At 40.3% G+C, this 12,364-nt stretch carries 12 protein-coding genes; 2 read left to right on the plus strand and 10 right to left on the minus strand.

Going from position 1 to position 12,364, the window contains the following annotated elements:
• Positions 1 to 8 precede the first annotated feature (8 nt).
• A complete protein-coding gene (dxs, locus tag DS2_RS04310) occupies positions 9 to 1,874 on the plus strand; it encodes a 1-deoxy-D-xylulose-5-phosphate synthase (RefSeq protein ID WP_035013414.1) in 1,866 nt (621 codons plus the stop codon).
• 16 nt (positions 1,875 to 1,890) lie between these two features.
• Complete coding sequence (locus DS2_RS04315) at positions 1,891 to 2,349, plus strand: MarR family winged helix-turn-helix transcriptional regulator (RefSeq protein WP_035013415.1); 459 nt, start codon at positions 1,891 to 1,893, stop codon at positions 2,347 to 2,349.
• Positions 2,350 to 2,630: 281 nt separating this feature from the next.
• On the opposite strand, the gene nqrM is transcribed toward DS2_RS04315, so the two are convergent.
• From nqrM to DS2_RS04365, 10 genes are all read right to left on the minus strand, one after another.
• A complete protein-coding gene (gene nqrM, locus DS2_RS04320) occupies positions 2,631 to 2,843 on the minus strand; it encodes a (Na+)-NQR maturation NqrM (protein ID WP_026016973.1) in 213 nt (70 codons plus the stop codon).
• Between the two features lie 11 nt (positions 2,844 to 2,854).
• Complete coding sequence (locus tag DS2_RS04325) at positions 2,855 to 3,874, minus strand: FAD:protein FMN transferase (protein WP_035013416.1); 1,020 nt, start codon at positions 3,872 to 3,874, stop codon at positions 2,855 to 2,857.
• A 15-nt stretch (positions 3,875 to 3,889) separates the two neighbouring features.
• Entirely contained in the window at positions 3,890 to 5,122 is a 1,233-nt protein-coding gene (nqrF, locus tag DS2_RS04330) for an NADH:ubiquinone reductase (Na(+)-transporting) subunit F (protein WP_081754185.1), read from the minus strand.
• Between the two features lie 25 nt (positions 5,123 to 5,147).
• Entirely contained in the window at positions 5,148 to 5,756 is a 609-nt protein-coding gene (nqrE, locus tag DS2_RS04335) for an NADH:ubiquinone reductase (Na(+)-transporting) subunit E (protein ID WP_035013417.1), read from the minus strand.
• A 9-nt stretch (positions 5,757 to 5,765) separates the two neighbouring features.
• Positions 5,766 to 6,392, minus strand: coding sequence for an NADH:ubiquinone reductase (Na(+)-transporting) subunit D (locus tag DS2_RS04340; protein ID WP_016957807.1), 627 nt, complete (start codon positions 6,390 to 6,392; stop codon positions 5,766 to 5,768).
• Between the two features lie 3 nt (positions 6,393 to 6,395).
• Positions 6,396 to 7,175 carry a Na(+)-translocating NADH-quinone reductase subunit C gene (locus DS2_RS04345; RefSeq protein WP_035013418.1) on the minus strand — a complete coding sequence of 260 codons (780 nt, stop codon included), beginning with the start codon at positions 7,173 to 7,175 and terminating at the stop codon, positions 6,396 to 6,398.
• Positions 7,168 to 8,367: an NADH:ubiquinone reductase (Na(+)-transporting) subunit B gene (locus DS2_RS04350; protein ID WP_035013419.1), complete on the minus strand. Its 1,200-nt coding sequence runs from the start codon at positions 8,365 to 8,367 to the stop codon at positions 7,168 to 7,170. Before DS2_RS04350 ends, DS2_RS04345 begins: the two co-directional genes overlap by 8 nt.
• A 1-nt stretch (position 8,368) precedes the next feature.
• The gene (locus DS2_RS04355; protein ID WP_035013420.1) at positions 8,369 to 9,703 is read right to left on the minus strand and encodes a Na(+)-translocating NADH-quinone reductase subunit A; all 1,335 of its coding nucleotides are present in this window, start codon (positions 9,701 to 9,703) and stop codon (positions 8,369 to 8,371) included.
• A 313-nt stretch (positions 9,704 to 10,016) separates the two neighbouring features.
• Positions 10,017 to 11,201 (minus strand): enoyl-ACP reductase FabV, encoded by a 1,185-nt coding sequence (fabV, locus tag DS2_RS04360; RefSeq protein WP_035013421.1) that lies wholly within the window; start codon positions 11,199 to 11,201, stop codon positions 10,017 to 10,019.
• Between the two features lie 31 nt (positions 11,202 to 11,232).
• Positions 11,233 to 12,351 (minus strand): TRAP transporter substrate-binding protein, encoded by a 1,119-nt coding sequence (locus tag DS2_RS04365; protein WP_035013422.1) that lies wholly within the window; start codon positions 12,349 to 12,351, stop codon positions 11,233 to 11,235.
• Positions 12,352 to 12,364: the final 13 nt, after the last annotated feature.

Genomic DNA, 12,364 nt, shown 5'->3' on the forward strand with positions numbered 1-12,364 from the left:
CGGCGCTCATGACAATTAATATTAACAAATACCCACTGCTTAGGCTTATTAACGAACCGGAAGACTTGCGTAGCATGCCGGTAGCTGAATTGCCTGCAGTCGCACACGAATTAAGACAATATTTATTAGCCTGTGTCAGCCAAAGCAGTGGCCATTTTGCTTCGGGTTTAGGCGCTGTTGAATTAACAGTTGCACTGCATTATGTGTACAACACGCCGTTTGATCAAATTATTTGGGATGTTGGTCATCAAGCCTATCCACATAAAATACTGACAGGCCGTCGCGAACAAATTCATACCATTCGACAACTTAACGGCTTGCACCCTTTCCCTTGGCGTGAAGAAAGTGAATACGATACTTTGAGTGTTGGTCACTCCTCCACTTCTATAAGTGCAGCGTTAGGCATTGCTATTGCTGCTGAACAAGAAAAGAAAAATCGCCAAGCTGTAGCTATTATTGGGGATGGTGCCATTACTGCAGGTATGGCGTTTGAAGCGTTAAATCATGCAGGCGATTTAAAGAAAAACATGTTGGTTATATTAAATGATAACGATATGTCAATTTCAGAAAATGTCGGTGCGTTAAATCAACACCTAGCCAAGTTATTATCTGGTTCAGTGTATACCTCATTTCGAGAGGGCGGCAAAAAAATCTTAAGTGGTTTACCACCCATTAAAGAACTGGCAAGCAAAGCCGAAGAACATTTAAAAGGTATGATAGCGCCTGGCACCATTTTTGAAGAACTAGGCTTTAATTATATTGGCCCAATTGATGGACATGATGTGCAAGGTTTGGTGGAAACATTAAAAAACATGCGCAGCCTTAAAGGACCGCAGTTTTTACATATAATCACCAAAAAAGGAAAAGGCTACCACCCTGCTGAACAAGACCCAATTGGATATCATGCTGTACCAAAGTTCGATTTAACCAAATCAGAATTACCCAGTAAAAAACCTCAGTCACCGACCTATTCACAAATATTTGGTCAATGGTTGTGTGACATCGCCAAACAAGACCCGAAGCTAATGGCCATAACACCTGCCATGCGTGAAGGCTCTGGGATGGTCAAGTTTTCTCGTGAATATCCAAAGCAATATTTTGACACTGCAATTGCTGAGCAACATGCAGTTACATTAGCAGCAGGAATGGCAATTCAGGGTTTAAAACCTGTTGTTGCAATATATTCAACCTTTTTACAGCGTGGCTATGACCAACTAATTCATGATGTCGCATTGCAAAATCTACCTGTATTGTTTGCGGTTGACCGTGCGGGCATCGTCGGTGCTGATGGCCCAACTCATCAAGGCACATTCGATATCAGTTATTTACGCTGTATACCAAATCTAATTATTATGACGCCTAGTGACGAGAATGAATGTCGTCAAATGCTCAACACTGGCTATCAAGCAAATCAACCTGCTGTTGTGCGTTATCCGCGAGGACAAGGCCCACAAGCGACTATCGATTCAAATATGGCGGTGTTGCCAATTGGTCAAGCGAACAAAAAAATGACGGGTGAGCATATTGCTCTACTCAATTTTGGTCACCTTGGTCAATTCGCAGAGCGTGCAGCTCAAACCCTAAATGCTAGTTATTGGGATATGCGTTTTGTAAAACCGATTGATGAGCAAGCAATTATTGAAGCTGCATCGCAACACAAAGTGATTGTTACCATTGAAGATAACTGCGTGCAAGGTGGGGCTGGTAGCGCAGTACTTGAAGTATTGGCTAAAAATAAACTAGCCTGCCAAGTACTGCAGATTGGCGTACCAGATGAATTCGTCAAACACGGTACGCAAGCTGAACTTTATCAAATCTTACAATTAGATGAAGCTGGGATCATTCAGCAAATCAATCGATTTATCCAAGCATAAGTCTCGGGGCGAATAAATGGATAAGCCAGTCGATATTGAAAAAACGCTCGGTTACCAAATTCACCAGCTCGCTTTTAACATGAAAGGCATGTTAAAAGCAGTGTTTAAACAAACGGGTTATGAAATTACCCCGGAGGCTTACTTTTTACTCAACTTAATTCCTGAATCGGGTATTGAGCAAGGTGCTCTAGTAAAAAAAACCGGTAAAGACAAAGCTGCGATTACTCGCCTACTCGACTGGCTCAGCGGCAAAAATTGGATAATTCGTCGTGTCGTACCAGACAACAAACGTAAAGCCATCATTAAAATATCCCCACAAGGCAAAGAAGTCTTAGTTGCACTAAACAAAGCCCTGAGCAATATCAGCCAACCTATGATGAAAGGCATTAGCAAAAACGAACACATGGTTTTGATGAATGCTATTAAACAGCTAGACGATAATTTGCTTAGAATTGTTGAAAAGATAAATGGGTAGGGGGTCTAAACTGGCGACGGAAGAGCTATGAAAGTTGGTTGGGTGTGTTTTTGCAAAACGTCCAATCGGTAGGGCGAAACAGAACCGAAGCAACGCTTCGCAGTCTGTTGAGGTGGAGTCATGGATGACGACAGGAATTAGCCTTCAAGGACGAATATCCCTTGAAAGCTAGATTAAGACAAATTTTGCAAAAATATCCCAACCGACTTGAACTTCTATGCCACTGTGCCTGCAGCAACTTTCAGTTAATACACACTCGCAGATAGAAGTAAGTTGTAAGACTAAATAATGCGGTTCTCATTTAACATTTGATCACGCTTCATTTTAGCTTTACGTTTATCACACGGATCATCACAATCACAAACTTTATCAATGCCAACCGAACCTAAGCCGCCACAACTACCAGAGATTGATTTTTTTTGAAAAATATAACCTACTGCCATAGCAGAAACAATAATCAAAAATGCAGCGAAAACTAATAAAAAAGTTGTCATTTAATTACCCACTAAAATTGCACTAAATACGGCTCAAATGCTTTGGTGTACTTTACTTCAAAGCCTTCATCAGATTTTATCACTAAATAAACCGCAAGTCCCAATTCAGACGCCAACTTATAACCTTTTTCTGGCCCTAATACATTTAACGCTGTTGCCCAACCATCTGCCAATGTACAGTTTTCTGCAACAACTGACACAGAAGCTAACTTATGCCTAATTGGTTTGGCTGTTATAGGGTCAATAGTATGTGAATAGCGAATGCCATCTTGCTCAAAATAATTGCGATAATCACCGGACGTAGCCAAGGCGTTGTTACCCACATTCAAAACTTGTTGAACACTTCGCTCTAATGACTGAGGTTTTTCGATTGCAACTAACCAAGATTGCTTTTGTGGTTTGTGTCCTTTAAGGCGCATCTCTCCACCAATTTCAACTAGGTAGTTGTCAATTTCGAAAGACTCAAGCACCTCTGCGACAACATCAACACCATAACCTTTGGCGATCGCTGATAAATCTATTGTGACCCTAGGATCAGTCTTAGACAACTGATTGCCATCCAATAATAATTTATTGATGCCAACATAATCGTCAATTTGACCAAGTTGTTGATCTGACGGTAATTGTGTCGGCTTTTTATCAGGTCCAAAACCCCATAAATTGACCAACGGGCCAACCGTGATATCCAAAGCACCTTGGCTTAATTTAGCAAGCTCAATTGCTTGGTCAACAACATAAGCAAAACCATCATCGATTTGCATCGGCTCAGTTGACTGCATCTTATTAAATTGGCTAATTTGTGAGTCTGGAATGTAGGTCGACATTTGCTGATTTAATTGCAGCAAGCTCAAATCAATTTTATCTTGAACTAGTTTAGAATCTATAGGCTGTTGAGGATAATAACGCACATTGTAAGTAGTACCCATGGTTCTACCTTGTAAATGTGCCCCTTGCTCTTTATTTTGTTCACTACATGAAACAAAAAAGGCCAGCCCTATAAGGGCTAGCCATATCTTTAAAATCATTTTCATTAATAATGAATCCGATTAACCACCGAAGTCGTCCAACAAGATGTTTTCATCTTCAACACCTAGGTCTTTCAACATGCCGATAACTGCGGCATTCATCATTGGTGGACCACACATGTAGAATTCGCAATCCTCTGGTGCTTCATGATCTTTCAAGTAGTTTTCATAAAGTACGTTATGGATAAACCCTGTGTAACCTGTCCAATTATCTTCTGGTTGTGGGTCTGATAATGCAACATGCCATTCAAAGTTGTCATTTTCTTCCGCAAGCATGTCGAAATCTTCAACATAGAACATCTCACGCTTAGAACGCGCACCATACCAGAACGACATTTTACGCTTAGACTTGATACGACGTAATTGGTCAAAAATGTGTGAACGCATCGGCGCCATACCAGCACCACCACCTACGAAGACCATTTCAGCATCAGTGTCTTTCGCGAAGAACTCACCAAATGGACCAGAAATAGTGACTTTATCACCTTCTTTTAAGCTCCAGATGTACGAAGACATCTTACCACAAGGTAATGACAAGTTGTTTGGCGGCGGCGTAGCAATACGCACGTTCAACATAATAATACCGAATTCTTCCGGGTAGTTCGCCATTGAATAAGCGCGGATTGTCTCTTCATCAACTTTAGACTCAAGTTTAAAGAAGCCAAAACGTTCCCAATCTGGACGATACTCTTCAGGAATATCGAAGTCTGCATATTTCACATGGTGAGCTGGCGCTTCAATTTGAATGTAACCACCGGCGCGGAAAGGTACAACCTCACCTTCAGGGATTTTAAGCTTAAGTTCTTTAATGAAAGTTGCTTTGTTATCGTTAGAAATAACTTCACATTCCCATTTCTTAATACCAAAAATCTCTTCTTCAAGTTCGATTTTCATGTCATTTTTAATCGAAACCTGACACGATAAACGACAACCTTGGCGTGCTTCACCTTTAGTAATGTGGTCAAGCTCGGTTGGTAAAATCTCACCACCACCTTCTTTAACGTCTACACGACACTGGCCACAAGAGCCACCACCGCCACACGCAGAAGATACGAAGATACCAGCATCAGCTAATGCACCAAGTAATTTAGTACCAGGTTTAGTTGTGATGGCTTTATCTGGATCATCGTTAATTAAAATAGTGACATCGCCACTACTGACTAATTTTGATTTTGCAAACAAGATTATTGCTACTAGTACAAGTACCATAGCAATAAACATTGCAACGCCTAAATAAATATCTGTTAAATTCACGGTTTATTCCTCTACTTGCTCTGGATTATAAAGACACGCCAGAGAATGACATAAAGCCTAAACCAATCAGGCCTACCGTAATAAATGTAATACCTAAGCCTTTCAAACCGTCAGGAATGTCAGAGTATTTCATTTTTTCACGTACAGCAGCTAATGCAGTAATTGCTAATGCCCAACCAACACCACTACCGATACCAAATACAACACTTTCTGTTAGGTTGTAGTTTTTCTCTACCATGAAAGCTACACCACCGAAAATAGCGCAGTTAACAGTAATTAGCGGTAAGAAAATACCTAACGCGTTGTATAAAGCAGGGAAATACTTGTCTAGAGACATTTCTAGAATTTGTACTAAAGCCGCGATAACACCGATGAAAGTTAAGAATTTCAAGAAACTTAAGTCTGCTTCAGGGAAACCAGCCCAAGCTAAAGCACCCGGTGCTAACAAGTTAGAATAAATAATTTGGTTAACAGGTACTGAAATACCCAATACCACAATTACCGCAACACCTAGACCAAAAGCTGTGGTTACTTTCTTAGAAACAGCCAAGAAAGTACACATACCTAGGAAGAAAGCTAACGCAAGATTTTCAATGAAAACTGCGCGAACGAATAAACTTATATAATGTTCCATCTTAGCCTCTTATTTTTCTACCTGTTCTTTACGGAAAGTACGTAAAACCCAGATGAATAAACCAATGATGAAGAAAGCGCTAGGTGGCATTAATAATAAGCCCATAGGTTGATACCAACCACCGTTAGAAACAAGTGGTAAAATTTCAACGCCAAATAAGCTACCAGAACCAAATAGTTCACGGATAACACCAACAGTGATTAATACAACACTATAACCTAAGCCATTACCAATACCGTCTAAGAAACTCATAAACGGTGGACTCTTCATCGCATACGCTTCTGCACGACCCATTACGATACAGTTAGTAATGATCAAACCAACGAATACAGATAATTGCTTAGCAATATCGTAAGCGTATGCTTTTAATAGCTGGTCTACCAAGATTACTAATGACGCGATAATCGTCATCTGTACGATAATACGTACGCTTGATGGAATGTGGTTACGAATAATTGAAATAAACAAGCTTGAGAACGCAGTAACAAATGTTAACGCGATACACATAACAATGGTTGTTTCCATTTTGCTTGTTACAGCTAACGCAGAACAGATACCCAATACTTGCAACGCAATTGGGTTGTTCGCAAAAATCGGTCCAAACAGAACCTTTTGAGCTTCGCTACTTTTAGCCATGAATTATGCTCCTTGACGCTGTTTATCTAGGTATTGTTTGAAACCTAGCTCGCCTAACCAGAAGTCGAATGTATATTGAACACCATTACTAGTTAGAGTCGCACCTGATAAGCCATCGATTTTGTGCTCAGAACCTTTTGGCGCTTCACCTTTAACAATCTCGATAGACATTTCGCCTTGGTCGTCGTAAATTTTCTTACCAACCCAAATTGATTTCCATTTAGGATTTTCAATTTCAGCACCTAAGCCAGGTGTTTCACCTTGCTCATAGTAGTTAAGGTTGATAATGGTATTTGCATCTGGCTTAACCGCAACAAACGCATACATAGTTGACCATAAGCCGTAACCATGAACAGGTAATACATAGCTTAAAAACTCACCTTGTTCATTGCTTGCTAAATAAACAACCGCCTTATTTGAACGACGCTTGATACTTGCAACATCTTGCTCTTGAGTTAAATCAATAGACGAGCTTGGATCTTTAGCAGAAGCACGTTGGTCGAAAGTGTCAGCGTCAATGCTTTCAACATATTCGCCAGTATCTAAATCAACTACTTTTGCTGTAATTAAATTTTTATAGCGCTCTTTAATATCGGCGGCAGTTGCACCTGCTGGTAATAAATCAGCTGCTAAAAGAATATTTTTTTGTTTATCTAATGCTTTGTTTTCTTCTTGTTGAGGGCGCAATGCAACAGCAGAACCCGCAACAATAATCGCACAGACCAAACAAAGTGAAATTACAACCGTCAGCGTTTTGCTGATTGAATCATTTCCTTTAGACATTACGTGCTAACCTCCGCTTGATGTTTGCAGATACAACGAAGTGGTCGAATAATGGCGCGAAAACATTCGCAAATAAGATAGCCAACATCATACCCTCTGGGTATGCAGGGTTAACTACACGGATCATAACCACCATGAAACCAATCAAAATACCGTATGCCCATTTACCTTGATTAGTAAACGAGGCCGATACTGGATCAGTTGCCATAAACATCATACCGAAAGCAAAACCACCAATAACTAAATGCCAGTACCAAGGCATAGCAAATAATGGGTTTGTATCGCTACCAATTAGGTTGAACATGGTAGAGAAAATAGCCATACCCGCAAATGTACCTAGAACAATGCGCCATGAAGCAATTCGGAAGTAAATTAACGCGATACCGCCAATTAAGATTGCTAAGGTAGAAACTTCACCCATAGAGCCTGCGATGTTACCGTAGAATGCATCCCACCATTGGCCAGTTAATGCATAGTCTAATTGACCTTGCGCAGCTTGGCTTAATAAAGTTGCACCAGAGAAACCATCAGCAGCAACCCATACAGCGTCACCTGAAATTTGAGCAGGATATGCGAAGAATAAAAATGCACGACCCGCTAAAGCTGGATTTAAGAAGTTACGGCCAGTACCACCAAATACTTCTTTACCAATCACCACACCGAAAGTGATACCTAAAGCAACCTGCCATAAAGGAATTGTTGCTGGCAAAATCAATGCGAATAATACAGAGGTTACGAAGAAACCTTCATTTACTTCATGTTTGCGGATTGAAGCAAATAATACTTCCCAGAAACCACCAACCGCGAAAGTAACCGCATAAATAGGTAAGAAGAACATGGCACCGTAGAACATTTTACCGCCCCACCCGCTGCCTTCTAGCGTTCCGCCTAATGCAGTGAATAAATCAACTTGCCAAGTTTGCGGTAATCCAGCACCTGCAGCAATAGCCGCTTCAGCTTGCAAACCAATGTTGTACATACCGTAAAACATTGCAGGGAAAGTCATCATCCAAACAAGGATCATAATACGTTTAAGGTCGATACTATCACGAACGTGAGTTCTACCTTTAGTTACCATGCCTGGGGTATAAAAAATGGTCGCAGCCGCTTCATACAACGCATACCATTTTTCATATTTGCCGCCTTTTTCAAATAGCGGCTCTATTTCTTCTAAATAGGACTTTAAACCCATCTTAGCCCTCCTTCTCGATTTGCGTTAAGCGTGAACGCAAAATCGAACCATAATCGTATTTGCCTGGACAAACGAAAGTACAAAGTGCTAAATCTTCTTCGTCTAATTCCAAACAACCCAATGCTTGAGCTGAGTCGACGTCGCCAGAAATTAAATCACGCAACAATAAAGTTGGGATAATATCTAATGGCATAACACGCTCGTAGTTTCCAATTGGAACCATAGCTCGGCTCGAACCACGTGTCGTTGTCGTAAAGTTAAATAACTTACTTGGAGACAAATGAGATAAATAAGCGCGGGTGATTGAATACATATTTGCACCAGGTGCAATCCAACCAAATAATTCTTTCTCACGACCTTCTGCCAATACAGAAACTTGCGTAGCATAACGGCCTAAATAACCATGTACACCACCAGCATCGTGTCCAGCCAATACAGAGCCAGAGATTACGCGTAATTCACCGTCAGCAACTTCACCATCGGTTAATTGGTCTAAGCTTGCACCGATAAGGGTTTTAACCAAACGAGGGTTTTTAACCGCAGGGCCAGCTAACGAAACAACACGAGTACTAGGCAATTCACCAGTTGTAAACAACTGACCAACCGCTACCACGTCTTGATAGTTAATATGCCAAACTTGTTTGTCCATGCTAACAGGGTCTAAGTGATGGATATGTGTACCCACTAAACCAGCTGGATGAACACCACCAAACTCTTCAACCTGAACACCATCAGTGCTTGGAATCTCTGCACCTGGCGCTTTACATAAGAAAGTTTTAGGCGCTAATTTAGCTAATAACGCTAAACCATTTTTGAAGTCTTCTTCTTGACCTTTTAATACAACAGCAGGATCAGCTGCTAATGGATTTGTATCAATTGCGGTAACAAATAATGAAGAAGGAGTGGCATCTATTGCAGGGATCTTGCTAAATGGACGCGTTCTTAATGCTGTCCACAAACCAGATTCTACTAAAGTATCAACAATTTGTTGACGCTCTAATGAACCAAGTTGATCCGCTGCTGTTTTGGCGAACTCTACTTTGTCGTCGCCTTGAACTTCAATGACGACAGACTGTAAAACACGCTTAGCACCACGATTGATTTCTTTAACTACCCCTGCTGCTGGCGCAGTGAATTGTACACCGGGGTTCTTTTTGTCAGCAAAAAGAACCTGTCCTTTTTTTACTACGTCGTCAACGCGGACGTGCATAGTAGGACGCATGCCAATGTATTCTTCACCAAGGATAGCAACTTTTGTGACGGCGTTACCGTCAGATATTGCTTGTTGTGGAGCCCCTGAAACAGGAACATCCAAGCCTTTCTTGATAGTTATCATACTCATTGCACTTGTTTTTAAGGTTTAAAACGAAATTTGGAATATGGTTCGCTTTAGCGCTGTCGAGCTAATTTCAATTGATTAGCTTCATTGCTATTGTTAGCTATATATAAAACCCGCGGATTTTAACATTGTTTTACACCATGTATCCACGAAAAATATTGATTTGATTGAGATTAGGTTAAAATTTTCGAATTGACAATTTGAAAAGGGTTTGATTTGGTTGTTTTTTGTACTTTTTGTTTTATATAAAAATAAAGGGCGTATTTAGCGCCCTTTATCAAAACCATCAGAATAATTGACAGGCAGTCAATTATTCAACTTCTAACTCAACTAATGGACTAACATCCGCATCATAGTCGACGTTGTCATATTCGAAGCCGAATAAGTGTAAAAACTCTTTGTTATAACCAATATAATCGGTTAAATCGTCGATGGTTTCAGTTGTGACAGAATCCCATATAACTTGAACCGCATCTTGCACTTTATCTTCAAGCTCTTTGTAGTTTTGGCTTAATCGACCAGCTTCATCAAATCGTGGGTTTTCACCATATAAGTTTTCAGAGAATAAAGCTTGAATTTGTTCGATAACACCTTCGTATGTTCCCTGCTCTTTCATTACTTTGAATAAAGCAGAAATATACAATGGCATAATAGGAATAGCCGAACTAGCTTGCGTAACCACAGCATTCAATGAAGTGACATAAGCTTCACCACTAATTGAGTCTGTCGATTGCTTAATCGCTTTAGCCGCGCGATCTAAGTCTTCTTTCGCTTTACCAATAGTCGCGTGACCATAAATTGGCCATGTTAGTTTTTTACCAATATATGTGTATGCTGTTGTTTTAAAACCTTCAGCTAACACGTCAGCTTCTTGTAAAGCTTTAATCCATAATTCCCAATCAGCACCGCCCATTACATCTATAGTGCCTTGAATTTCTGCTTCGTTTGCAGCTTCAACAGTCACTTCATCAATAACACGTTTTGATGTATTTAAGTTTTTAGTCGTAACCGTTTCACCAATTGGCTTTAATGTAGACGAATAAACTTCACCTGTATCTGGGTCAGTTCGGCGAGGAGATGCCAAACTATAGATGACTAAATCAACTTTACCCAATTCTTGTTTGATGATATCGATTGCTTTTGCTTTAATCTCGTGCGAAAAAGCATCGCCATTAATATTTTTTGCCCATAAACCAGCTTCTTTAGCATACTTAGTAAAAGCAGCCGTATTATACCAACCTGCACTTGCACATTTTTTCTCAGTTGGTTCTTTTTCAAAAAACACACCTAAAGTTTTTGCACCACTACCAAAAGCAGCAGTAATACGAGAAGCTAAACCGTAACCAGTTGAAGAACCGATCACCAATACATTTTTTGGCCCTTGCGCATTAGTTTTGCTTTTAACATACTCGATTTGGCGCTTTACTGACTCTTCACAGCCAACTGGATGAGCATTTGTACAAATAAAACCACGTACTTTTGGTTTGATAACCATATGTATAATCCTATTCTTTTATCTTGCTAATTTATTCTTGCACAGGTTGAGCTTTCGCCCAATCAATGCCACTTCTGTTGTGATAGTAATCTTGTTCAGTTAGTGCGTGATATTCGGAAGATTGCGCTAAAAATTTTTGATAAGAATTAAAAATTTTCTCAGCCATCTTGTCACTCGCGACTAAATTTTTAACTGATTGTAAACTCGATGATTTAAGCGCTTCAATTACATCTTTTGGAAACTTTCTAATTTTCACACCTTTTTCTTTTAAACTTTGTAAGGCTTCGTTATTTTTTGCTGTATACAAAGCTAACATGTTAGCGTTTGCCGCTTCAGTTGCAATTTCAACGATCGCTTGTAAATCTGACGGCAGTTGTTCAAAAGCTTGTTTATTAATAATAAACTCAAGCGCAGCACCAGGCTCTTGCCAACCAGTCACATAATAATATGGGGCTGTTTTATATAAACCAAAGGCCAAATCATTATAGGGGCCAACCCAATCGGTCGCGTCGAGTGCGCCGCTTTGCATCGCGCTGAATAACTCTCCACCTGGCATTTGCACTGGAATGCCACCTAAATCAGCAACAACTTCGCCCGCCAAACCAGGAATTCGAATTTTTAAGCCTTGAAAATCGGCTAGACTATTAATTTCTTTCTGAAACCAACCTGCCATTTGCACACCAGTGTTACCACCAGGAAATGGAATTATACCAAATGGCTCGTATGCCTCTTGCCATAACTCATTACCACCACCATGGTAAAACCACCCATTCGTTTCTTGAGCGTTCATACCAAAAGGTATGGTTGTAAAAAATTGCGCAGCTGGGATTTTTCCTTTCCAGTAATATGCTGCCCCATGTCCCATTTGTGCAGCACCACTTTTAACGGCGTCAAATGTTTGAAGCGCAGGCACCATTTCACCAGCGCCATACACTTTAATTTTTAGGCGACCACCTGACATTTTTTCAACATTATCGGCAAAGTCTTGTGGGATAGTGCCTAGACCAGGAAAGTTTTTTGGCCAAGTTGTAACCATTTTCCATTTAAAACTTTGTTGAGTGGCAGCACCAGCTGAGGCCCCATCATCATTTGAACAAGCCGATAGTAAAGTTGCTAGTGCTACAACAAGGCCGATTGTTATTTTTTTCATTATTTCCTACCTG

The sequence above is a fragment of the Catenovulum agarivorans DS-2 genome, assembly GCF_000568405.1.
Classification (GTDB): Bacteria; Pseudomonadota; Gammaproteobacteria; order Enterobacterales; family Alteromonadaceae; genus Catenovulum; species Catenovulum agarivorans_A.